The organism is Alkaliflexus imshenetskii DSM 15055 (assembly GCF_000517065.1).
GTDB lineage: Bacteria > Bacteroidota > Bacteroidia > Bacteroidales > Marinilabiliaceae > Alkaliflexus > Alkaliflexus imshenetskii.
In genome coordinates this window covers 61904-87884 of sequence record NZ_KI912105.1, presented here as the reverse complement: position 1 = coordinate 87884, position 25981 = coordinate 61904, and the positions used below count along the sequence as shown (strand labels likewise).

18 protein-coding genes are annotated in these 25981 nt (G+C 37.0%); 17 read left to right on the top strand and 1 reads right to left on the bottom strand.

Features of this window, described 5'->3' with window-relative positions; genetic code table 11:
* Positions 1 to 381 precede the first annotated feature (381 nt).
* From ALKIM_RS0100450 to istB, 7 genes are all read left to right on the top strand, one after another.
* Positions 382 to 3534 (top strand): efflux RND transporter permease subunit, encoded by a 3153-nt coding sequence (locus tag ALKIM_RS0100450; RefSeq protein ID WP_026472946.1) that lies wholly within the window; start codon positions 382 to 384, stop codon positions 3532 to 3534.
* Between the two features lie 223 nt (positions 3535 to 3757).
* Entirely contained in the window at positions 3758 to 6805 is a 3048-nt protein-coding gene (locus tag ALKIM_RS0100445) for an efflux RND transporter permease subunit (protein ID WP_026472945.1), read from the top strand.
* Between the two features lie 160 nt (positions 6806 to 6965).
* Positions 6966 to 8090: a signal peptidase I gene (lepB, locus tag ALKIM_RS0100440; RefSeq protein ID WP_026472944.1), complete on the top strand. Its 1125-nt coding sequence runs from the start codon at positions 6966 to 6968 to the stop codon at positions 8088 to 8090.
* 452 nt (positions 8091 to 8542) lie between these two features.
* On the top strand, positions 8543 to 10162 hold the full coding sequence (locus tag ALKIM_RS0100435; protein WP_162148774.1) for an O-antigen ligase family protein: 1620 nt from the start codon (positions 8543 to 8545) through the stop codon (positions 10160 to 10162).
* A gap of 267 nt (positions 10163 to 10429) precedes the next feature.
* Positions 10430 to 11341: a 6-bladed beta-propeller gene (locus tag ALKIM_RS0100430; RefSeq protein ID WP_026472942.1), complete on the top strand. Its 912-nt coding sequence runs from the start codon at positions 10430 to 10432 to the stop codon at positions 11339 to 11341.
* Positions 11342 to 11593: 252 nt separating this feature from the next.
* Positions 11594 to 13162, top strand: coding sequence for an IS21 family transposase (gene istA, locus ALKIM_RS0100420; RefSeq protein WP_026472941.1), 1569 nt, complete (start codon positions 11594 to 11596; stop codon positions 13160 to 13162).
* Positions 13163 to 13192: 30 nt separating this feature from the next.
* Positions 13193 to 13918, top strand: coding sequence for an IS21-like element helper ATPase IstB (gene istB / locus ALKIM_RS0100415; RefSeq protein ID WP_026472940.1), 726 nt, complete (start codon positions 13193 to 13195; stop codon positions 13916 to 13918).
* A gap of 21 nt (positions 13919 to 13939) precedes the next feature.
* Here the strand turns inward: istB and ALKIM_RS19710 are convergent, their stop codons facing one another.
* Positions 13940 to 14188: a hypothetical protein gene (locus tag ALKIM_RS19710; RefSeq protein WP_157363668.1), complete on the bottom strand. Its 249-nt coding sequence runs from the start codon at positions 14186 to 14188 to the stop codon at positions 13940 to 13942.
* 213 nt (positions 14189 to 14401) lie between these two features.
* Between ALKIM_RS19710 and ALKIM_RS0100405 the strand changes: the two genes are divergently transcribed.
* The 10 genes from ALKIM_RS0100405 (at position 14402) to ALKIM_RS0100350 (ending at position 25896) form a co-directional block, all read left to right on the top strand.
* A complete protein-coding gene (locus ALKIM_RS0100405) occupies positions 14402 to 15319 on the top strand; it encodes a 6-bladed beta-propeller (RefSeq protein ID WP_026472938.1) in 918 nt (305 codons plus the stop codon).
* A gap of 19 nt (positions 15320 to 15338) precedes the next feature.
* The gene (locus ALKIM_RS0100400; RefSeq protein ID WP_026472937.1) at positions 15339 to 16451 is read left to right on the top strand and encodes a 6-bladed beta-propeller; all 1113 of its coding nucleotides are present in this window, start codon (positions 15339 to 15341) and stop codon (positions 16449 to 16451) included.
* A gap of 1356 nt (positions 16452 to 17807) precedes the next feature.
* Entirely contained in the window at positions 17808 to 18215 is a 408-nt protein-coding gene (locus ALKIM_RS0100390) for a hypothetical protein (protein WP_026472935.1), read from the top strand.
* A gap of 228 nt (positions 18216 to 18443) precedes the next feature.
* On the top strand, positions 18444 to 19604 hold the full coding sequence (locus ALKIM_RS0100385) for a 6-bladed beta-propeller (RefSeq protein WP_157363666.1): 1161 nt from the start codon (positions 18444 to 18446) through the stop codon (positions 19602 to 19604).
* Between the two features lies 1 nt (position 19605).
* Complete coding sequence (locus ALKIM_RS0100380) at positions 19606 to 20235, top strand: hypothetical protein (protein WP_026472933.1); 630 nt, start codon at positions 19606 to 19608, stop codon at positions 20233 to 20235.
* 263 nt (positions 20236 to 20498) lie between these two features.
* The gene (locus tag ALKIM_RS20115; protein ID WP_157363663.1) at positions 20499 to 20654 is read left to right on the top strand and encodes a hypothetical protein; all 156 of its coding nucleotides are present in this window, start codon (positions 20499 to 20501) and stop codon (positions 20652 to 20654) included.
* A gap of 5 nt (positions 20655 to 20659) precedes the next feature.
* On the top strand, positions 20660 to 21463 hold the full coding sequence (locus tag ALKIM_RS0100370; protein ID WP_026472932.1) for a serine protease family protein: 804 nt from the start codon (positions 20660 to 20662) through the stop codon (positions 21461 to 21463).
* A 966-nt stretch (positions 21464 to 22429) separates the two neighbouring features.
* Positions 22430 to 23221 (top strand): hypothetical protein, encoded by a 792-nt coding sequence (locus tag ALKIM_RS0100360; RefSeq protein WP_157363661.1) that lies wholly within the window; start codon positions 22430 to 22432, stop codon positions 23219 to 23221.
* 193 nt (positions 23222 to 23414) lie between these two features.
* On the top strand, positions 23415 to 24155 hold the full coding sequence (locus tag ALKIM_RS0100355) for a hypothetical protein (protein WP_026472929.1): 741 nt from the start codon (positions 23415 to 23417) through the stop codon (positions 24153 to 24155).
* Positions 24156 to 24264: 109 nt separating this feature from the next.
* A complete protein-coding gene (locus ALKIM_RS0100350; RefSeq protein WP_026472928.1) occupies positions 24265 to 25896 on the top strand; it encodes an O-antigen ligase family protein in 1632 nt (543 codons plus the stop codon).
* Positions 25897 to 25981 lie beyond the last annotated feature (85 nt).

Below are 25981 nucleotides of genomic sequence, written 5' to 3'. Positions count from 1 at the left end.
TACACAGAGAAAAAATTAAAACCTCCGTGAATCTCCGTGCCACCTCAGTGCCCTCCGTGCAACAATAAAGTAACACAGAGAAAAACCTCCGTGTAATATGAAAGTTTCACAGAGTCACACAGAGATTCACAGAGCTACACAGAGAAAAAACCTCCGTGAATCTCCGTGCCACCTCAGTGCCCTCCGTGTAACAAAAACGGTAACACATAAAAACAAGACATCGTGTAACAAAAAAAAAGAATTACATAGAGATTCACAGAGTCACACAGAGATTCACAGAGCTACACAGAGAAAAAACCTCCGTGAATCTCCGTGCCACCTCAGTGCCCTCCGTGAAATAAGAAAGTAACACAGTGAACAAACTTTCGTGTAATAAAAAAAATGAAAAACTCCTTTTCCATAAACATCATCTTCATACTGCTAACCATCATCGGGTTGGTGTTAATACCTCGTTTAACGGTTCAGTTGAAGCCGCAGCAAAAGGGTAACACCATTCATGTGGGGTATAGTTGGCATGGGATGGGTGCTGAAGTAATAGAGAAGGAAGTAACCTCGCCTATTGAGGGAGCGCTGTCGGCGATGCGAGGTGTAAGCCGAATCACTTCAGAGTCTTACGAAGGGCGGGGGTCGATACGGCTGTCGTTTAAGAAGGGAGTTGATATGGATGCCGCGCGATTTGAGGCTGCCGGCATAATGCGTAGTTTACATAACCGCTTACCCGAGGGAGTGGCGTTGCCGCGCGTGAGTTATGGCTGGGGGGGCTACGAAGATAGTCCTCAGCTATTGGTTTACACCGTTAATGGTGAAGGTAGCAGTTTTGCCATTAAACAGTATGTTGACAGGTATATAGTTCCACGAATAAGCAGCATGCCCGATATTAGCAGTGTTTATTCTTATGGAGCAGCGGCCACAGAGTGGGAGTTAGAGTACGATAAGAACATGCTTAACTCGGTAGGACTAAATGAAAATCATCTGCGTGAAGCCGTGCGAAACCAGCTAGTAAGGCGTGAGTTAGGTGCTGCCATATTAGAGAAGGGTTCAAACACCCAAACCATAAACCTTACTTTAAATGGAATGCCGTCTGATTCGGTTCAATGGAGCGAGTTTATTGTCGGCAACTACAATAACCGTGTTATCAGGCTAACCGATGTGGCAACACCACGATTAAAAGAGAGTGAGCCCCGCTCATATTATCGCGTTAACGGGTTAAGTTCTATTTATTTGGTAGTACACTCAACTCGGGAAGCGAACCAGGTTGAGCTGGCTGCTAAAGTAAAGAACGTGATTGGAGAGCTAAAGCCGGGGTTTCCGCCAAATTTTTCCATGCTGGTTAATTATGATGCTTCCGAAGAGATAAATGCCGAGGTTCAAAAGATTAGTTCAAGAGCTTTGCTGGCACTTGTTATTCTCCTTTTGTTTGTTTTGCTGATAAGTCGCAAATGGCGTTACCTGTTTATTATAGCTTTAAGTCTGTTGGCAAACTTAAGCATAGCAGTAATATTCTATTACTTTTTAGGTATAGAGATTCACCTTTACAGCTTAGCCGGCATTACCGTTTCTTTGGGAATGATAATCGACAACACCATTGTTATGGCTGATCACATTCGGCATTCGGGTAATAGAAACGCTTTTTTGGCGATACTGGCAGCTACACTCACAACCATGGGTTCAATGGTTGTAATCTTTTTTCTGAAAGAGGAACAACGTCTTAACCTCATTGATTTTGCCATTGTTATGATGGTTAATCTTGGCGTTTCGCTTTTTGTGGCTCTCTTTTTCGTCCCCTCATTGCTTCATCAGTTGCCAATAAATAGCTCCAATAAGCGAAGCTTTATTCGCCGACGACGACGTGTGGTTAAGTTTTCGCGTTGGTACGAACGTTTTTTGCGTTTTGGTTTCCGATGGCGTTGGGCATTTATTCTTGTTATAGTTTGGGGATTCGGGTTTCCGGTGTTTTTTATCCCCGATAAATTGGTCGTTAAGGAGGGTGACGACACACGATGGTATCATAAATCCTATAACCAAACATTGGGCAACCCAACCTTTATTTCGGAGGTCAAACCGTGGGTAAATAAAATATTGGGAGGTAGCTGGTATTGGTTTACGAATTATTATTCTTCGTCGGGCTTTAATTGGGATGCTGCACGAACACGGTTATATGCCCGTGGGTCAATGCCCGATGGTTCAACCATTCACCAGATGAACGATGTGTTTATTGGTTTGGAGAATTATTTGGCGCAATTCGATGAAATTGACTTGTTTACAACCCATATTAACAATATCGATAACGCAACTCTAGATATATCATTTAAACCAGAATTTGAAAACGGCTCATTTCCGCACGTGCTCAAAAATGAGTTGATACGTCAAGCCATACAGATTGGTAGCGCCGATTTTTCTATTTACGGTGTAGGACAAGGTTTTAGCAATGCTTTTCATGATGGGATGCGCAATAACCGCATAGAATTTAGTGGTTATAACTATGAGTTATTACTTGAGCAAGCCGCTGTTTTCAGGGATTCATTGATGAAGAATAGTCGTATCCAGGAGGTTATCCTGCAAACGGGCAGTTCGTGGCGAGGGAAACCGCGTTACGGCTTTGTTATGGGACTCAATCCTGATAAGCTTGAAGAAGTTGGCAGTTCTCTGAGAAACATATACTACGAGCTATTGTTTCAATCGCCACGCGAATTATTCGCAGGTAATATACCAGGCAATAAAACATCAACAGCCGTATATCTGAGAGAAGCAAATGCAGGCACAACATCGGTTTGGGATATGAACAACAATATGTTACGTTCCGGCACGGCGGCATTCCGCCTAAAAGATGTGGGTTTCCTGAACCGTGAACGTACGGGTGATATGATACGCAAAGAGAATCAGGAATATAGATTAATGGTAGAGTATGATTTTATTGGCCCCTGGGAGCTTAATAGAAGGGTGCGCGACAGGTATCTTGAAATGATAAACGACCAGTTGCCCGTGGGGTTTGCTGCCATCGACCAAAGTTCATGGTGGGGATGGAACAGGGAAGAGAAAAGCCAATACTGGTTACTGCTTATTGTGGTATTGGTGGTGTTTGTGTTATGTGCCATACTGTTTGAGTCGTTACTGCAACCACTGGCTGTTATTGCAGCTATCCCGGTCTCGTTTATTGGTTTGTTTCTTACATTCTCACTATTTAAAATAAACTTCGACCAGGGCGGTTATGCTGCCATGATATTATTGTGCGGATTAACTGTTAACGCAGTTCTCTACATCATAAACGATTATAATAATATGAAAATCAAAAAGCCTAATCACAATAATCTTAAGCTGTTTCTAAAAGCCTTTAACCATAAAATTATACCCATAGTGCTAACAACCATCTCTACCATAGTAGGATTGCTGCCATTTTTATTGGCCGGCAAAAACGAGGGCTTCTGGTTCTCATTATCAGCCGGTGCAATAGGTGGATTGGTTTTTTCGCTTTTGGCAGTGGTGGTGTGGTTACCTTTGATTTTGATAAAAAAGTACCAGAGAAACACATGGTAACACAGAGAACCACAGAGCTACACAGAGAAAAAACTCCGTGTATCTCCGTGCCACCCCCGTTCCCTCCGTGTAATAGAAAAGTAACACAGAGTCACACAGAGAACCACAGAGCTACACAGAGAAAAAGTTAAAACCTCCGTGAAATTCTGTGCCACCTCAGTGCCCTCCGTGTAATAAGAAAGTAACACAGAGAAAAACCTCCGTGTAATAAAATTAAAAACTAATGATAAAATTTTTAATTCATCGCCCCATAGCCGTAATAATGACATTTATGGCAATTTTAACGCTAGGCATAGTATCGAGTGGTTTATTACCTGTTTCGTTAATGCCTGAGATTGATATTCCGGAGATTACCATTCAGTTGAATCGACCGGGGGAGTCGGCACGTCAGATAGAGGAGGGGATAGTTTCACCCATGCGGTATAGTTTAATGCAGGTGCCGCATTTAGAGGAAATCACCTCCGAGAGTTTCGATGGCAGAGCTACCATTCGGATGCGTTTTAGTTTTGGCGCTGACATTAATTATGCCTTTGTGGATGTGAATGAAAAAACCGACGAGGCCATGCGGCATCTGCCTGCCGATATGGAGCGTCCGGCAATAATTAAAGCCACTGCTTCCGATTTGCCTGTGTTCTATATCAATATTTGGATGGAGGATTCGGATGAGGTTAAATTTCTGGAGCTTAGCGAACTAATTCGCTCGGTTATTATAAAACGTTTGGAGCAACAGCCCGAAGTGGCAATGGTTGATGTTACAGGGCACATGCAGCCCGAGGTGTATATTGAGCCAAACGAGCAGTTGTTGCGCTCACTAGGTGTTTCGCATCATGTTATTACCAATGCGCTGGAGCAAAACAACCTTTCAATGGGTTCTATCGAAGTTGCCGATGGACAATATCGTTTTAACATACGTTTTGCCAATCGTCTGCGCACAGTCGACGATGTTAAAAACATCCGGTTAAAAGTTGGGACGCGCCTGATGCGTTTGGATGAATTGGCAAGTATTGGTTTGCGCCCAAAACAACAGGAAGGGGTTTTTATGCGAGATGGAATGGCGGCACTATCGCTGGCTGTTATTAAGCAATCCGACGCACGCATGGATGTGTTAAAAGCACGGGTGGAGGAGCTTATTGGGCATTTCCGATACAATTATAAAGGCATAAACTTCGAGATTGTGCGTGACCAGACAGCTATACTCGACCATTCCATAAGCAATCTTCAAACCAATCTTATTTTTGGTGGATTACTGGCATTTTTTATACTCTTCTTTTTTCTGAAGGATGCCCGTTCGCCATGGTTAATAGGTATATCTGTTCCCACCTCGTTGGTAATAAGTCTTTTATTTTTTCATATCGCCGGATTGTCAATCAACATCATTTCATTGTCGGGATTAATCCTCGGAATAGGGATGATTATCGATAACTCAATTATTGTTATCGATAACATCACGCAATATACCGAACGTGGCGAAACACTTGGAAATGCCTGTATTAAAGGAACCAACGAAGTTATAAGACCGTTGATTTCGTCGGTTCTAACAACTTGTGCCGTGTTTGTGCCGCTTATCTTCCTAAGTGGCGTGTCCGGTGCCTTGTTTTACGATCAGGCAATGGCGGTGGGTATAGGGTTGGTGGCATCGCTTATTGTTTCAATCACGTTGATTCCTGTATTGTTTCACCTTTTCAATAAAAAATCGGCAAGTAAAAAACTTGTTACTAAAGGAAGGGTTTCCCATTTTCTTGATAAGATTAATCTTTTTAAAACAGAGACGCTTTACGAAAGAGGGTTCGAAAAAGTATTTCGTCATCGTGTGGTTGTTATGATACTGTTTTTAGCCCTTTTAATTCCGGCTTTTCTGTTGGCTTACTATATGCCAAAGGAGCGTTTCCCGGCATTCACTCACATCGATACATTTATGGTAATTGATTGGGATGAAAACATTACCCTTAATGAAAACGTGATGCGTGTTAACATCATAAAGTCAGAGGCTGTTAATAGGGTGAGATTTAGTAATAGTTACACCGGAACCCAGAACTATATTCTGCATAAGGACTTAGACCAATCAATATCGGAGGCAAAAATATACTTTAAATGTAATAACGATAAAGAAGTTGAACAGCTTAAAAGCCATCTTTCTTCTGTTGTGAGAGCTAAATGGCCAACGGCCATTTTCTCGTTTGCCAATCCTGAAACGGTTTTCGAGAAACTTTTTCATCAAGACGACGCGCTTATGGTGTTTAGGATTAGCGATGAAGGTGCAAGAGGCATTCCCGAATTGGCTAAATCTACCGAGATAGCTCAATTTTTGTCAGACTTAACTAATGGTGCTGATGTTATGGCGCCACCATCGGGTTCACATATCGAGATTAAGGCGCGTAGCGAAATGATGGCTCTATATAATGTGGATCATCAGGTTTTGTATAATCGGATGCTTTCGGCTCTTAATGCATATCAGGTTGGTGTGCTACATACCGGTGTTGGATACGTGCCTATGGTTATTGGTAACGCTCCGGTGCCGGTTAATAAAATGTTTAACGAGCTTAAAGTGTTAAATCGCCAAAATACCGAAATTCCCGTTAGTGCTTTGGTTAGTGTTAGCAATAGAGATGATTATAAAGTTCTGTATGGTAGTACTCAAGGTGCTTTTGTGCCTCTAAATATTAACCGGCTGCCTACCAACAATGTGTCTGATTGGCTTATTGATATATCATCCCAACTAAAGCAAAAGTTCGATGTAAACGTAAATTTTTCGGGTAACTGGTTTGCAGCCCGTAAAATGCTTAAAGAGATGATGGTGGTGATTGTTGTGTCGTTAATTCTGCTCTATTTTATTCTGGCGGCTCAGTTTGAGTCGTTACGGCAGCCGCTCATACTATTGCTCGAAGTGCCTATTGATGTGGCCGGAGCTCTCTTTTTATTATGGATTTTTGGTGGTACAATTAATATTATGTCCATGATTGGTATTGTGGTTATGAGTGGCATTGTAATTAACGATTCCATACTAAAAATCGACACGATAAATCGCCTTTACCGCTCGGGCATGCCCATCGAAAAAGCCATAAAAGAAGGAGGACGGCGACGCTTAAAACCCATCATCATGACAAGTATTACCACTATTTTGGCTCTTACTCCCATTATGTGGGGTAGCGGAATAGGCAATGAACTCCAAAAGCCTTTGGCCTTAACAGTGATTGGCGGCATGGTGCTCGGAACTATTGTGAGTTTGTATTTTATACCCTTGTGCTATTATTATTTGTGTGAAAGAAAATAGTTAGGGTTGATGGTTTTTAGTTTTTAGTTTAGGGTTCATGGTTTTTAGTTGAGAGTTATGGTTTTATGTTCTTGGGGTAATTGGTTTAATAACAGTGGTATATAGTGAGTTGTGTCCGGTTTTGGGATTGCTCTGAACCCTTTAAATTGCAAAAATTATTATGATGAAATTATTAAGGTTTATATTCCCATTGGTGTTTATTGCGCACATTGTTTTTGGCATTTACTGGATGGCTGTTTTTGTGGGCTTAATCTGGCTATCGTTTTGGGTTTACACATCAAAAAGTAAACTGCTTATTAAATTCAGAAGGTTAACCTATCTGGTTTATCCGTTGGTGATTATTGGTGCTGTTTTTCTAGCCATATTTCTTAGGCTATTTGTTTTCGGTATTTATGTTATTCCCTCATCATCAATGGAGCGCACCATTTTTCCGGGCGATGTTGTTTGGGTTAATAAGCTTATTTACGGCCCTCAGGCGCCAAAATCGGTTTACGAGATTCCCTGGCTGGGGGTAGCATATTGGCTCATAAAGGGTAAACCGGCCAGCATTGGCGAAGCTAAATGGGAGAATTACCGATTTGAAGGCTTCGGTAAACCAAAAGTTAATGATGTAATGGTCTTTAATCATCCTTACGATAACGATGTATACATCAAACGCTGCTTAGCCACACCGGGTGATACGTTTCAAATAATCAGCGGTAAAACATTTGTTAATAGCAAGTTGGTAGCCGATGCCAGTGGGGTTATCTTTTACTCTCAAACCGTTTTTAATGAAAATTTGATCGCTTCATCATTAATCGATAGTTTAAATCTCAATATTTATCGTACCAAAAATCCGCTTGCATACGATGGCCATTTAACACAACGCCAGATGGATTATTTAACCTCTTTGCCCGGGGTAGTGTCATCATCCATTAATCCAATGCGACCCGATACAGCTTTTATTGTTTTCCCTTTGCATGATAGTTTCAACTGGAATATTGACGATTTTGGCCCCTATGTTTTGCCGCATAAAGGGATGACTATTGAACTTACCGATTCGGCTAAAATCTTGTACGGTAGAGTAATCACCGAATTGGAGAATCAATCGCTTGATAGTTCGCATTATACCTTTACCAATAACTATTTTTTTATGATGGGCGATAATCGTCACGATAGCGGCGATTCCAGGTATTTTGGACCTGTGCCCGAAAATGCCATCACTGGAAAAGCATCATTTATTATGTATCGTGAAAAAAGCTCCAAAAGTTTTATTGGTCGGTGGTTTTTATCATTCAATCAATAGGTTTGTGTTATTGGTTATAAGAGAAGATTTGTATTGTTATATGCCTTAATCCTTAGATATTTATGATTTCTTTCTTGTATCAAAACCTGACGAAGCAACTTCTTCAACACCCCATTTTTACATATATAAATTTGATTGTAGTCACGCTGTTGTTCGCTTCTTCATTTCAAGTAAATTCAGGCTTTTTTAATCCATTGGTAACAGCCAAGCAATGGGGGCTTGAGCAATGTCTCTTGTTGCTTTTGGTGTTCTACCTAATTTTATTTTTGCTGACCAAAATTATATATGTAACTGCTATTGATGTTTTGGTATTGATATTCTGCGGATGGTATTTCGTGAATGAATCATTGATTTTGGCTGCGCCATATACTTCGACGTTTCAAACAATATTTATAATCTCTATTTGGGGACTCATTTATCTGTTTATTCGATTAAGTACTCATAGGCGAGAGATGCTAATTGGGATTGCAGTTTTATGGCTGGTGGTGTTGTTATTGCAGTCCGTTTTGGGATTAATGCAGTTGTATGGCTTGGAAAAGTCCTATCACGGATTGTTTCGTGTAACCGGCACATTTCACAATCCGGGTCCCTTTTCAGGCTTTATTGCAAGTGGGTTGCCATTGTCCTTAGGATTTCTACTTTATAAGGTGAATCTGTTAGGTGGTTCCGATAATCTGAAAAGTCAAGTATCCAATAATCCACAAAATCATATTTCAACAGGTAAATGGCTGAGTAAGATGTCATTTAATTTTGTTTTAAGACGTGTAGTTCAGTCTCTTGCGTGGCTAAGCTTTGCAGCTATTATTACGGTTCTCCCTCCGGCGCAGTCAAGGGCAGGCTGGGTAGCGGCAGCTGCTGGTAGTTTATACGTAATTGCTGGTCATCCAAATTTTTCTACACTTGTTTGTTCATTAAAAAACAGGTTTGTTGCTATTAATAAGCCTTTCCGAGTTGTTATTGCAGTTATTATCCTTTTATCTGTTTTTGCTGTCAGTTTTGGTCTTTACGCGATGAAAAGAGGCTCAGCCAATGGCCGACTGCTCATGTGGCAGGTCACATCGCTAGTAATAGCAGAAAAACCGTTAACCGGGCATGGAACCGGTGCATTTAATGCGATATATATGACAGAACAGGCCAATTGGTTTGCCTCCGGGAAAGGACATAACGCCCAGGCATTGGTGGCTGGCTCGCCCGATGCCCCATTTAATGAACTGCTCAAAGTATGGCTCGAGAAGGGTTTAATTGCTGTTATATTGGTGGCAGGCATCCTCTATGTTATCTTTTTCAGAAAAAAGGATGATGAACCAGATATTAAATGCCCAGATGCTGATGATAAAACGCGAAATACTGACAACAAGTTGATTGTCTGCTTTAATGGTGCTTTGATTTCCATCATAGTATTTAGTTTGTTTTCTTATCCATTTGATATCAGTTCGTTTGTGCTTCAACTCATTGTTTTAGTAGCAATTTTGGCCAAATCGGGTAAACCTATTCTTGTTGTTAATGGTCTCAAAATTATGTTGCTTAAACTTACTGTAGTAATTTTATCAGTAGTTTCTGTTATCATTTTTGTTCCTCAGCGACAGGCTTATTATGAGGCTATGAAAATTTGGGCTTCTGCCGAAAGCTTGTACAATGTTCGGAATTACCGTCTTGCTGTAGATGCGTATGAAGATGCTTTTCCAATACTAAAATCGAATGGCCTGTTTCTTCAAATGTATGGCAAAGCATTAAGTATGAATCAACAATATGCTAAAAGTAATGAGTTACTGGCTTTGGCACAACAACGTTATAGCAGCCAAATAATACAAAACACTCTGGGCGACAATCACAAAGCTTTGGGGAATTATTCTGAAGCCGAAGAGGCATATACAAAAAGTGTGTATATGATTCCATCTTTGCTTTTTCCCAAATATCTGCTGGCAAAGCTATATGTTGAAAGCGAACAATTTGACAAAGCCAAACTGGTTGCACAAGAAATACTTGACGGGCAAATAAAAGTTGAATCTTCAGCTACCAGAGAGATTCTTAATGAAATGAAGCTTCTTCTTCATCCGATGGCGATAGACTAAAGAGTCGTTTGTCTCTCAATGTTCATATAACAGGTAATGCCGCTCATTCTAAATAAAATAGCGATTTTTTATTACAAGCGTCAGATATACAGCACTATATAGTGTGTGATTGTTAGGCAGTGTTTTGTAGAACATAACAAAGAACTCTAATCGATGCTATGTTCTTCTATAATCCTCAAACTGTACTTGTTAGAAAACAGGTTGTTTGTGGTGTAGGTAGTGAAGCAATTTTACATGGCAAGTAGTCAATTAATAAATTAATCAAATATGAAACTTAATTTTTCACCTTGTGTATTTTTTGTTGTGATTCAGACCGTTTTATTGTTTATAGGATGTAATTCTAATAATAGCAGAAACAATAAAAGCTACTTCGACATAACGAAAATAAAAGTATTCGAAAATGTATTGGAAAGCGTACTGTCATCCGAAATAATAGATGATGTAGAATATATAACATTAGAAAGTGATTCAAATTCAATTATTGGAAAAATAGATAAGTTTCTATTAACTGATTCATATATTTATGTAATGGATGCTGAACAATCAAAAAGGATATTTCAGTTTGATTCGAATGGCAGTTTTATAAGAGTCATTGGTAATTATGGCAAGGGACCAGGAGAGTATCAAAAGCTTGTAGATTTCACCATTTGTGAATTAACTAACCGAATTTTTGTGCTAGATATAAACAGAAAGCTTATCATTTATGATCTTCATGGCGATTTGTTAAGTGAAATGAGAATTAACCAAGGTGACCCATTAAGTTCTCGAATTTTGTCTTATAACAATGAATTATATTTATATACAGGAAGAGGTGGCAATTATTCTTCTGTGTATTCGTTGGTACAACTGGACTCCGAAGGGAATCAAAATATTGGATATTTGAAGTTTGAAAATTATCCTAATCATTCTATATCGATTGCTTCTCCAATATATGTAATCAATGGAAATCTGAAAATGTTTGATCTTTTTGAAGGGGTTTTACTAACAATGGAACAGGATCAGTTTAAGGAAGAATTTCTCTTTGATTTTACCAATAGAACCATTCCTGTTGATGTGCTTTGCAGTTTTGATAAGTATATTAACAATATACATAACTACTCAATGGCAGGTCAATACTTTGTTGAAGGACTGGATAAAACGGAGCATAGCCACCCAAAAAACGGCTTAGTCGAAGTCTGAAAAATGGTCTAAAAGGCGTCAAAAAACGGAGCATTGCCGTTCAAAAACGCTGAAAACGGCCAAAAATGGTTTAAAAAACGGAGCATTGCCACCCAGCCTTTCTCTGGCTAAAGAAAATTGGAAGAAAAACGGAGCATTGCCACCCATTTTAAGTTTGTAACGACTTGGTTTAAAATCCGAAACGGAGCATACCCGTTCACTTTTTTGCCACTATTTTTCTATGCACAAATTGTATAGAGAAATATTAAAGCCATGGCAGGAAAGATAAAAGACATGAGTAAAGTAAAACAAATGCTCCGGCTACATCAAAATGGCGTTTCTAACCGCCAAATAGCCACAGAACTTTCAATAAACAAGGAAACGGTCAATCGTTACATTAAACGTGCTAAAGGAGACCATTTGCCCATTAGTGAATTGTTAAATCTCGAAGACCCGGTATTACAGCATCGGATGACAGGAGGCAATCCAGCCTATGTTGATAATCGCTTCGAAGAGTTAAAAGAAAAACTTTCCTACTACGAAAGGGAGTTAGGAAGGAAGCACGTAACACTTAAAACCCTATGGGAAGAGTATCTTGTTGAAAATCCCAATGGATATAGTCTGACACAGTTTCGGTACCATTTTCGGCAACATACCAAAGCCAAGCGGAAGAACCCTTCTTCGATCTTAAAGGATTTATATGTGCCCGGCGAAAAACTTTTTATTGACTTTGCCGGAGACTCAATGGAATACATTGACCGGAAGACCGCAGAGGTGATAAAAGTACAGGTGTTTGTAGCTTGTATGCCTGCTACAGACTATGGTTTTGCCATGGCTGTCCCTTCGCAAAAGAGTGAGGATTTTATCCATGCACTTACCTCTTGCTTTCATGCGCTGGGCGGCGTTCCCAAAATTATCGTAAGCGATAACCTAAAAGCAGCTGTATCTAAAACCGATCCCTATGAGCCACAAATCAATCGCATCATGGAGGACATGGCTAATCACTATGGTTGTGTTGTAGTCCCTGCCCGTCCCAGGCGCCCAAAGGATAAAGGATTAGTAGAGAATCATGTAAAAATTGTTTATAACCGGGTATATGCTCAACTGCGCAACAGGACGTTCTTTTCTCTGGAGGAGCTCAATTGCGCCATTGCAGAGAAAATGCTGGCCCATAATCGCAAGCGTATGCAACAACATCCATACACGCGCGAAGAGCATTTTTTAGCCACCGAAAAAAGCCAGTTGCAGCCACTTCCCCAAGATAAGTTTGAAGTGCGTCATTATGCTGATTTGCAGGTGGGACTTAACGGCTGCATCTATCTGGGGCGCGACAAGCACCACTACTCGGTACCGCATATTCATATCGGAGAAAAATCACATGTCATCTACACCCGGAATCTGGTTAAAATTTATATCAAAGGCGAATGTATTGCGGTGCATCCCCGAGATTACAAACAGGGAGGATACACCCTTGAGAAGAGCCATCTGGCATCGAACACGCTGGCCTTCCGAGAACGATCGCCTCAGTATTACATTAACAGGGGGCACAGTGTTCTTGCCGAACTTGGCCAGGTCTTCGAATGTATGTTCGCAACAGCCAATGTTCCGGTTGAAACATTTTACAGAGGTTGTGACGGATTGCTTAAACTACAGCGCACCACAGACCCAAACTTGTTTAAAAAGGCATGTGAAACTGCGCTTTTATACCAAAGATACCGTTACGCCTTCATTGATCGCTTGATAAAGTCTAAATGCAGGGGTATTTATGAGATTACTATGAGCCAATCACAACAAGCGTTTCCTTCCCATGAGAATGTCAGGGGTAAAAGCCATTTTAAATAAACAAGTAATAATCATTTAAAAACAAGTGTAATGAATGAAATTGCAAATGAATTTAAGAGTCTAAGAATGCCTGGGATGGCCCAGTGTTGGACGTCGCTTCTTGAAACACGCAAAATCGATGGACTGTCCTTCTATGAAGGCTTGCAAATGCTTTTACAGGCAGAGAAAAACCAACGCAAAGAGAATCGCAATACGCGCTTAATCTCAGCTGCCCGTTTTCGTTACCAGGTTACCATTGAAGAATTAAACTTTGACGCAGCACGCGGACTTGAACGCGGCAAAATAATGCAAATGGCCTCGGGCGAGTATCTTAAGCAGGGAGCTCCTATCCTTATTACCGGAGCCACCGGAACGGGTAAGAGTTGGCTGGGTACCGCACTGGGTTATCATGCCTGCTTAATGGGTTATAAAGTGGCCTACTTCAATATCCAAAAACTCTTTGAAACAATAACCTTACACCGGGTAGAGGCCACATTATCAAAGTTCTTTGATAAAATGGCCAATATGGATTTACTTATTATTGACGACTTTGGTGTAAAAGTGATGGATGGCCAACAGTTATTAGATTTTATGGAGCTTTTAGAGGACCGGCATGGAAGAAAAGCCTCTATAATTATGAGTCAGTTAGCTGTTGCTGATTGGTATGATGTGATGCTCTCAAACACAACCGCTGCTGATGCCATACTCGACAGAATGGTGCATACGGCTTATAGGTTTGAATTAAAAGGGGATACAATGAGAAAACCTAAAAACTAATTTAATTTTGTATTTTCATGGCTAACTTATAAAAAAGTGAACGGATATGGCCGTTTTCCCTGGGTGGGTATGAACCGTTTTTTGCACCATGCTCAAGCGGTAGGGCGGTTTAGAGGGCAAAAGAGCAAATATCAGCCGGGCGAGTAAACGCCTCTCTATAAGAAACTCGGCGAAAAATCGTTGCACCCGTCGATGGCTCGATTCGTAGGTTGCCTGTCCCTCAAATCCTTGCGCAAGCTTTACGAACGAAACCGTTTGTAACTTGCACATTGCACAAACAATTGAAATCGTGCACTTTACCCGTGCTTTATGCCATCCGGTCGTTTCTTTAAACAGTTGGATTAATTCGCTATATTTGTTATCAACCTTGGTGTTCACGTATAGTACAAAAGATGTGGTAATCAGCTGTAATATACTGAATATCAAGGTTTTATCCAAATGCTTTAGATTATTATTTAATTGATTTTCAATTATTTAACTGTTTTGTCATGTACTAAGAAAAAACAAATAACAATTTTTGTGTTTGCTTGGGATGGAAGATTTATTAGAAAAATTGGAAATATTGGTAGAGGACCGGGAGAACATATGCAAATTGGAGATTTCTCAATAGATGAAGAGAATCATGAAATTATTGTAAGTATGGAGATCCCCAAAGAAGTATATAGATATGATTTATCTGGTAATTTTAAAAACAGCTTTAAAGTAAATGATTGTTATGGGGCGCATATTGCAGTTATTGGGCACAAAATTGTTTTAGCTGGGGTAAATGAAAAGCTTAAATATGTAATCCACGAATATGATAAATCCACAGGATTATTCTTAAAAAGTACTTTTGAAAAATGCAGAAACAGTTACAATTACCCAATGATTAGAGGAATGAAACCAACTCTGGTTAAAAGTAACCAGAGTTACTATAATCAACCATTAGACCGGACAATTATTTCCTTTGATGAGGTAGTAAACAAGAGCAAGTATTTAATTGATTTTGGTAAAGGTAATTTGCCTCAATGTATTAATAATGAATTGATTGATTTCGATATTATAGGATATTGTTTTGAAAATAATTATAAAACATTAATCAATGGCTTTAGGGAAAATGACACATATATAAGTTTTCGTTTCGAGCCAATTTCATTTGTTTTATACAATAAAGAGACTAAAGACACGAAAGTTTTTAGTCAAATAGAAGACTCAAATATAGGGGTTACTATTTATGATATTTTCCCTCATGATGGTTCATTTAACGGTATCGTCTCAATTATGGAACCTATGCGTATTATTTTTAGGGCAGAATTATTAGAGAAGAATAATATTGAAATTTCCGATTCAGTTTTATATCAACTACGCGATTTAGTTTCAGAGTCAGATAACCCTATATTACTAAGGTATTCCTTTAGGTAATTTTTTATTTAATATTATTATGAAAGCACTTTGCCTATCCCTTGTTCTATCCTTTGTCTTGATTAAAGCTTTTGGTCAAAAGCAATACTATTTTGACATATCTGAAATAGAAGATGCCTATTATAAAATCAATCTCTATGATACAAAAGTTATTCATGATGCTGATTTAACTTTTGAAATACAATCATTTACGCTTTCACAATCAAAAAGAGGCTACCGTATAAACAAGATTAGAAAAGTAAGATTGAGTGATGCCCTTATCTATGTCACAGATATTAGTAATACGAACTTATTTATTTATGACTTACTGGGTAAAGCCCAAAATAAAATAGATATTACCCGGTATGATGAAAGAGCATGGATAACTGATTTTACAGTGTATAAGGATACTATTTACATTGTTGATAATAGATCATTGTTTTTATTCAAATTTTCAGCACAAGGAGATTTTCTGGCCAAAGAAATATTGACATTTAATTTTGAAGATTTTATGGTCAATACGGCCGGTTTGCATTTTATCAGCAAACATGAAACAGGCAGCAGAAATAATACCTTAAGAATTAATGTGTTTGACCATTCCTTAAATCTATTGAAGCAATATTTTCTCACAAGTAGAACAAATGATTCATTGTTTATGCCGAGGTTTTTCCAGGGGATGGATGAAGAGGTGTTGTTTTCTGTATATCAAAACAATGAAATATTTAATGTCAGAAATAATGTAGTATCTAAATTTATGAGAATAGAGAATGCAAAAATGATTTATAATTACGCTCATGTAAATGGGTTTCATTCCTTTAGGGTCTCCAGTGGGAATAAGATACTTGGTGTCCCTCTATGGACATGTTATGTAAAAAATGGCACTGCTGAAAATGTTAGATTTGAAAATTTTCGAAGTGATGACCTTTCGTTATTTCTGTTTAATGGGTTTGATTGTGGAATCCATCAGGACAAATTCGTTAGCTATTTGGATTTCAATTCTTTTGATTTGTTGCGGTCTATACCTGATATGACATGGAGTCCAGAACATGAAAGCATTAAAAAGGACTTTTTTAAAATAGTTAATCAAATCAAAAATCACCCACATCATGTGATTGTTTTGTTTAAGATTGTCAAAGCACATTCCATTTTGTAGTGATTATATAATCCTGTTTAGCGTAAGTTTATATCGCATGCATTTATTTGTCATTATACACTTTAATATTTTTCAATAGGTCCAAAACTTTGATGAAAATCACCTGTTGGCGAGAGTTTGCAACTCGTGCCCTTATTAATCCTTAAACATATTAATATAAACCCTGCTACCCCAAATTTGTGGATTAGCATCAATACATGGGAGAGATGGCTGAGTTAAATTGAATCGTCAATTGCCTCAAATCTTACTTTATTCAATTTCTGTAATGTTTGTGTATGGTGCAGATATTCAATGCTATATAGCGTGATTGTGATTGTTGATGTGTAAGATTATCTAAAATTAAAACACAAATATCTAAAATCACAAATAGATTTTACCGTAGAAAGTTTAGTTTTACGTTAGATACTTTAACCCGAGTAGATTATGTATATTGCCTTAAACCCTGACCAAAAATGGCGCAATAATTCAGATCGGAGCAATTTCCGGTTTTTGAATATCTATTCTGCGCTTTCATTGCACTCCATGTTCACAGCAAGCCCTGGAAGATTATACACCCGGGAAGGCATTCTGCACTTGATAAATGCGAATAGCCAAATCCTCCAATATTTGGTTCCCCCAATAACACGAACTAACAGTTTCGTTCAAATTGTATCTACCTTCTTTTTAATTAATGCATGTGTTGGTTGGTGTTTAGCCAAACAGCCAATCGGTTTTATATGCTCCTACGGATTTATATGCTGTGCTTGTGCAACAGCAGCCATCAGCAAATTGGTGCTGTCCTTAATAATATTTCATCCGTAAATAATTTATTTGATAATGGTCGGATGGAACTCGCATGAAGAATTTTAATCCGTGTTTGTTTTTAACGAATCATGCTCGTTTCATAAGAATAATCAATGTTTATACAATGGTGTTTGTCTGGCGAGTACGATGGATAAACGCAAAAAAGTTGCTCGATTTATTAACCATTGAGATTATCAATATGCAGAAGAAAGAAGATGTTGTAAAGATGACTGTAATGTTTCAACATATAGTTGGTGCGAGCTAACTGAATCGTATTCCGGGAAAAAGAAGAGGAAGCCCCTAAGCTTCGCCGCTCAAGCTTCCTCTTCCGACTCCCTCCAAACTCAAAAAAGAAAGGAGGTTATACGCTTATGAAAAAATACGTTTGTATTCTGTCGAAGTACTTCGGCAAACGATGACGTAAAGATAATCAATTAGGAGCACACAGTAACTTAGTTACTCGTGGTTTCGAAAAATGTACCTGCCAGGCAGTGATGCATTTTGTGTTACAATTTACTGAACAACGGCTGTTTATGTTAACAGCCAAATTTTAATTCACTAATCTTTATTATTATGAAAAAGAAGATATTCTTTGCAATAGCAACAGGCTTTTTTGCAGTGGCAACTGTGTTTAATATGAATGCTTTACAAGGCGGTGGTGGTGATATTTCATTGGATGCGATTGCGGTTATGGCGCAGGCGCAGAATGAGAATGATGGAAATCCACTTCGTGCTATTAGATACGACGAACTTAACAACTCAAATTATGGTGGATTATTTAATTACCCTGATTTAGCAGGTAGTCCACAGTTTTGTACATTATATGCTAAGTATGATGCTAGTGGGAGAATAGTTCAAACAAGTGAAACTAAATTAGAGGCACAAGGCGGGTTTACCATTTCCCTCGTTACGGGGGTTAAAGAAAAATGCCCTAAAAAGGGAAATGGTTGTACTGTATATAGCTGTCGTCAAACTAACTAATGGTTATTTGCCTTAGGAATAGTGATAATCTTAATTATGGTTTAAGATTGTTTGACTTTATTTTGCTGCATAGTTCTTTGTTATCATGAGGTGATGTCATGTTCCTAAGGTAATCTTAAACACTCAAAGGATTTAACCCTTATAATAAGGCTTAATCAGCTATATTTATTTATTCCTTTTGTGAAATATTTCGAAATAAACCCTGTATCTAACCTAAATTTTAACTTCGTGAAAATCTACCTTGTATTCTTGCCATTTTATTGTCTTATGTTGACGGTTTTATCCGCTTGTAACAATTGCAATATCAATAATGAATCAATTCAGACTTTTGTTTTTGATGCGAGCCACGTCGGGAAATCTTTTGATTTTTCTGAAATTACTGACACAAATTATCTGATTATTGCTCTGGAAACTTCTGAGGATTTTCTAATTGGAGAAGTTGACAAAATTGAACTAAAGAACAATAAAATAATAATTTTTGATAGTATGTCGCGTGCAGTTTATTTATTCAATATGGACGGTACTAGACATAATAGAATATTTAATCCCGGTCGCGGGCCTGGTGAGTATATGGAAATTAGTTCTATGGGAGCTAGCGATTCTGTTATTATAATCTTTGATAATATGTTACGAAAACTCATGGAGTTTGATTATAATGGCATACTTATCCGAGAGGCTGCTTTAAGCTCTGATATTTGGGCAAATGATATTTTTTTCTTTAATGATAACTTGTATTTGCATGTTCATTGGGGTGAGGAAGAGTGGGGCAATAGCCGCTTGTATTTACTTGACGATATAGTAAACCAGAACTATAGATATTATTTGCCATTTGACAAAATACCACTTGCAATTGGCAATAAAGGACCTTCTTATTCAGTTTGCAATGAAAATTCATCATTAATATACTCTGGTTGCGATACAGTCTTTTCAATTTTAAGCGATGGAAATGTGATTCCAAGATATGTTTTCGATTTTAAAGGCAGAAGAGCAATGTACCCTTCAGGACGAATTGAACTTATTTTTGAAGAAAATGAAGATGATAGAATAACTAATATTGAATGGATTAGCGAGACTGATAGATTCTTGTTTGCCGAGATAGGAGCGGTTCGTGACGTTTATTTTTTCATCTACGACAAAAACAGAAAGCGAGGTAACTTTTACGAATTATTTAATAACCTAAATATCTCAAGGTACTTTCCGTTTCATCCTCGTCGCCTTAGTGGTAATCAAGTTGTTTTAACCGAATCTATGTTTAATATGCAACATTTGGTAACTGTTATTAAGGATGACTGCAAATTAGAGGGATTTTATGATAAAACCAAAAGCATAGTGGATAATGGTAAACTTGAAGACAACCCGGTTGTATTTATTTTTAACTTGAAAAATTAGTATGAAACGTCTTGTTTGGTATATTTTGTTTGTTCTTGTATTATTATCAAGTGCAATTTATAGTTTTCATCTGCGAAAACAGCTTAGTGGTGCTGATGCATGCATTCTTATGTATGACAAGAAGTTAGCGTTAATGCATAATTCAGTACAGAATGTTATTAATTGCATGAAGTTGGAGGCTCGATCTGAAGGTTTCAGACTATCACCTGATCTTGTTGTTGAAGATGTCAGTGGTAATATTTCAGCTCTAATGGATGTATTTACAGAGCCAACCTTAGTATATAGGTTGACTGAAATGCATTGCAATTCATGTATCGAACATGGTATAAGATTGTTAAAAGAAGAATGTAATAATACTAAACTTCCTGTAATGATTTTATGTCGATACGAATCTGTCCGTAAAGTACGCGCAATTTGTAATTCCTATAGTATAGATTTTCCGATTTTCAATACCCCAGAAAGATTCAATATTCCCCTTGATGATATGAGTACTTCTTATTTCTTCATAGTAGATGAAAGTTTTAAGTGTTATGGATTTCAAACATTTATAAAAGAGATTCCACTGATTACCGAAAATTACTTAAAAGGAATATGTTCTTCGAGTATGAATTTAAATTTTATCGGGTATTGATTTCGTTCTTAGTACGCCACTAAACAGTTAAATTGTTGAATATCAACAAAATAACGTACTGAGTGGTTGGGCTAAAATCCTGGCATTAAGTGTTTTACAATATGGCTCTCTCGTTGTAGGCAGATATGGCTAATTCAATAGATAAACGCAAAATTACCCAATTTATTCACCAATGATATTTTCAAATTGCAGAAAAATGAAAATGATATAAAGATGACTGTAATGTTTCAACATAAAATTGGTGTCAGCTAACTGTACGATATATGGGAAAAAGAAGAGGTACTATGCATCCAGGACTTATGAGGGATCAATATTTTCCTATCACAAATTTGGCTTACAATATTAACATAAACAGCGAATCTAACCCTTGCTTAATTTTTGCTGAAGAGAAAGGTTCTCTTGATATAATCAAAAAATAATCTATATGATGAAAGCTTCAATGAAATTGTGTGTTTTCCTTTTTATTATCAGCTATATATCTGTTTCTTATACTGATTTACATGACGAATCAAGAGAAAATCCTTATCCATTCGTTGTATCAATTTTCACTAAAAATTGCATTAACAATTCGAATTACGGCACCGCGTTTATTGCGAAACACAATGGTTCTTTATTTCTGATAACTGCCGCTCATGTGGCTCTGGCAATGAAAGATGAATCGGTTATTCAAATTTGCAATTCGGATTTGAGTCAAAAAACAATAAACCTTATTGATATTGTAAAAGATAAAACAATTAATTGGCTGGTGCATGAAACAGCAGATATGGCAATATTAGAAATACCAAAAATAGAGGCAGACTTTGAAATGCATTCTAAACACGCTGTTTCTTCAGAAAAGTTTATTGTAAATAAATACGGTGTCAATATTGGAGATCCTTTTTTGCATGTGAGTTATCCATTGGCAGATTACTTATCTTTCAGAAATGCTTCTGTATTCACACCATATGTTTTTATGGCTTATTCGATTAATTATATAATGGAGCGACCTCGTATTGATAGTCCCAATATTATTAGTGACCAAATAAGCGTAAGCCCTTGTTCATACCAAGGATCAAGTGGGGGGCCTTTGATTTCTTTACAATGTAATGCTAAAGATTTTCAAATAGTTGGAATTAGTCATGGCAATACAAGTGATCTTCAATTTAATCACACGTTTATGAGCATATTTACACCAATGTATTATTTTTTTGATATTGTAGAAGGAAATAAATCAGTAGAGTTCGACTAATTCTTTAAAAAATGAGGCCTGCTTCCTTGGCTCAAATTGCAACTCGAGCCGTTGTAAACCCAGTTGGCTCAAGTCTTGTGAAATTATCTAAAATTAAAACTTAAATATCTAAAATCACAAATGGAATTTGCCGTAAAAAGTTTAATTTTACGTTAGTTACTTTAACCCAAGTAGATTATGTATATTGCCTTAAACCCTAACCAAAAATGGCGCAACAATTCCGACTGGTGCAATTACCGGTTGGTGATGATAAATACTGCGTTCTTATTGCATGCCATTTTCAAAGCAAGTCATTGCAGACTTCACACCCGTGAAAGCATCCTGCATTTGATAAATGCGAATAGCCAAATTCTCCAAAATTCGATTCTCTCAATAGCACGAACTACCAGTCTCGCTCAAACTGTATCTATCTTCTTTTTAATTAATGCATGTGTTGGTTGGTTTTTAGCCAAACAGCCAATTAGCTTTATTTGCTCCTACGGATTTATATGCTGTGCTTGTGCAATAGTAGCCGTCAGTAAATTGGTGCTGTCCTTAATAGTATTTCTAAGAATAATCAATGTTTATACAATGGTGTTGGTCTGGCTAGTACGATGGATAAACGCAAAAATTGTTACCCAATTTATTAACCATGGTAATTTTCAAATTGCAGAAGAATGAAAATGGTATAAAGATGACTGTAATGTTTCAACATATAGTTGGTGCGAGCTAACTGTATGATATATGGGAAAAAGAAGAGGAAGCCCCTAAGCTTCGCCGCTCAAGCTTCCTCTTCCGACTCCCTCCAAACTTAAAAAAGAAAGGAGGTACTGAGGCAAATATACCGATTTTTAAAAAATAATATTGTCGCTTTTTGTATACAAAAAGCGCATATGTAAACGATGAGGAGTATATCTATTCCATCGTCAACTCCATTTTATTATTCGCAAAAAGTTATTTATGTTCTTTTATTTAAGAAAAAAAACCATGAAAAATTATTTATTTTTAATAGTATTTGTGAGCTGTATTATTTTTATAGCTTCGTGTAGCGAAGACAAATTTTCCGACGACTATTTTGACAATATCAGCAACAATGAATTTTTGTCCATTGATGATGATCTGCATGATTTAAGAGTTCTTGTCGATATCGAAAAGGTTGCTATTTTGAAAAAAGCTACCGATAGAGTCTATGAACATGTAAAACTCGTGGATGGATATCTTTTTTTAAACTTGAATGCTAATCAGTTAAGCATCAATGATAATCTGTTCGATTACATAACTTACAATATAAAAAACACTAATAAAGACGTAAAGTCGGGAAGACTAAGAATCTCATTGGATGACAAAGGAATGTTAATATTTGAGGTTACTGAGAGAAATGATTTATTACGAAATCTCGTTCGATTGAAATCAGGCACTACGGAATCTTCTGGAGAAAAGGTTAGTTTAAAGAATAGTAGTGATCAAACTATTTTAAATAAGATTTTGCAGTTATTCAGGGAAAAAAAGGAGGTAAAGCTTACTGAAGCCTTTGATACGACTGACGGTTGGGATCCAAGAGGATGGTTTCAATATAAGGAGGGTACGGCTTATGTAAATGGTAAGTTATGCAAATATAGGATATTGAATAATTGCACTAATTCTGGAGATGATTCGTGTGGTAATAACACTTTAACTAGATATGATAGTTATTCTTATTCAAATGGAAATGTAGAAAAAGTGACAATTATGAGGAATAGTCGAGGTGAACCAGTAATTACAATCACTGAATATAGGTAGCTAGTTAGATAGCGGTTCTTTAAATAGGCTTAGGAACGATTGAGCACAAACAAGATCCTGTTTGCAGCTTTATTCAATAACCATTTTTGTTATAACTCGATTTTACTAATCTTACTAATCTTACTAAAGAACCGCTATCTATTAAGTGTTTATTATGCTTAGTAATCCATAATTTTATTTTTAGAAATGCCCTATGAAATCAATACTTTCTTGCATATTCATTCTTTTGTTATTGTCTTCTTGCTTTGCTCAGAAGAAATGCCTAGTAATCAGAGATAAAACTGCATGCGAAATATCAAAAAAGCAGTATAAGTATTTTGTTGATGTATTAGAAAATACTTATATGATTGAAAATGAACAGCAATTATTCAACTTGTTTCTAAATGATTTATTTACTGCATCTCAGAAGGAAGATATCCTTTTGTTAGCTCATAATGTGGTAGATCTGAAACAAGATATTGAAAGGTTAGAAGAGATTAATATGCTGCTGAAAATTAGAGATATGCAGCATTATTATTATTTCTACCCCGAAGTGATAATAAAGCAGAGGGCTCCACTCGTTTCGCAAGATTCACTGGCTATTAATACAGATCTAATAGCAAGCTTTTTTCCTGATAATTATAGTGAAGCTTATATCGGTAATACCCCATTCCCACACATTATTATAATTAACAATGATGGTGTACAGCCTATATTGTCAGGTATGCAACTGTTCGAAGGTATAAGTTTTGTTCAAGATATAAAGCGGATTGATTCAAAAACAACAGTATATATGGTTGAATATATCGATCATGCAGGTGGTGTATATTTTTATCCTTTATCAGCCTTTATTATAAATAATGCAAAAGAAGAATTACAAAGACCCGAAGTTAGAAAAATTTTGTCTGTTATTTTCTGGAAACTTCTTTGCTTAAATGCAGGGGTGGATTTTTAATTTTACTGTAATAAAAATCCTTATTGTCCCCTCGATTTGTATGAAGGAAAGGTGGCTTCTTTTCCACTTCAATTGATAAAAGTATTAATTACATTTTTTATAGCAAAGAATGCAACTAAAAGGTTTGATTATCTTTAATGTCATTTTTCTCGGAAGTGTATTTCTCACTTCCGAGAAATTTGTAAATGAAACAAATACTCCAAAGTTTTATTTTTTGGTCATTTCTGTGATAATTTTTACTGGAGCCGCTGCTTTAACTAAAAATACAATACGAATTGAAGGAATTAGAAGCCTATTGGTGTTTTGGGGAATAAACGTCATCTGTTTTTTTCAAGCATGTTATGGGTTAGTTCAATTTGTAGGCTGGCTACCTTCTAATAATTTAAGTTTTCCAATAACAGGCAGTTTTGATAATCCAGCCGGATTCGCAGCTGTTTTGTCTCTCGGTTTTCCAATTGGTTTATATTTATTCTCAAAGGCCAAAGGGATTGAAAAATATTTAGCGGGTGCTATTTTGGCGATAATCTCAGTTGCCGTAATCTTATCCGGTTCACGTACGGGTATCATAGCTATAGTAATCTCTTCTGGGATTTTCTTCGCATTTAACCATAATGTGTTGATTAAATTCAGACAACTCCATTATCACAAGCTATTATTAGGCTTGATTATGATTTGCCTTGCGATTGGATTCTTTACTCTTTATTATCAAAAAAAGGATTCAGCAAATGGTCGCCTTTTAATTTGGACAGTTTCGTCTGAAATTATAAGAGACAAGCCTGTTTTTGGCCATGGTTATGGAGCTTTTCAGGCAATATACATGGATTATCAAGCTGAGTATTTTAGAAATAACCCAAATTCTAAATACGAGCTGCTAGCCGATAATGTCAAGCATCCATTCAATGAGTTTATTAAAGTTGCAGTTGAGTATGGATTGGTTGGTTTAATTATTGTTTTTTCGTTTCTATTGTTACTCTTTTGGAATACCGTAAAATTAGAGAGTGTAAATAAAAGACTTGTATTGAGTGGTTTAATAGCATTAGTTGTATTAGCTTTTTTTTCTTATCCATTGCAATATGTTTCAGTTTGGGTTTTTCTAGCGTTTTATGTATCTATTTTGATGCCAAATAAAGAGTACAAAATTAGAAATACCATTATTTCAATTATTTCAAGAGGTGCTATAGTTATTGTGTCTCTCTTTACCCTGCTGTTTTTCTATCAGCAGTTACGAATTGAAATGAAGTGGAAAACAATTGCAGTTAATTCTTTGCGCGGCAATACTCAGAAAATGTTGCCCGAATATGAGAAGTTGTATGGTACTATGTTAAGAAGGAATCCTTTGTTTTTATACAATTACGGAGCTGAACTCTATGTCGCCAGACAATTTGATAGAAGTATTGAGATTATGAAAGAATGTAAGAGAAAGTTTAATGATTATGATTTACAATTAGTATTAGCTGAAAATTATTACCAAATAGGAGATTTTCAAAAAGCCATCCAAATTTATGAACAAGCCTCATATATGATACCATGTCGATTTATACCTCTTTATAAGTGGTTCGAAATATACGAAGAAAAATATCAGACAAGAGACGCGTTAAGATTGGCTTTGGAAATATGCGAAAAAAGCGTAAAAGTTGAATCTACAACGGTGAGCTATATTCAATTAAAGGCCTCAACATATATTAATAAAGTAAGTGAATGCCCGAAACCCGATTCTAATATCATTGAAATTATATATTAATAATCCCCAAAACCAACCTAAATGAAAATTCCTGTTTCAATCTTAAATGCTGGAGGAAGACTAGTCTTCTTCTTGAGTCTATTGT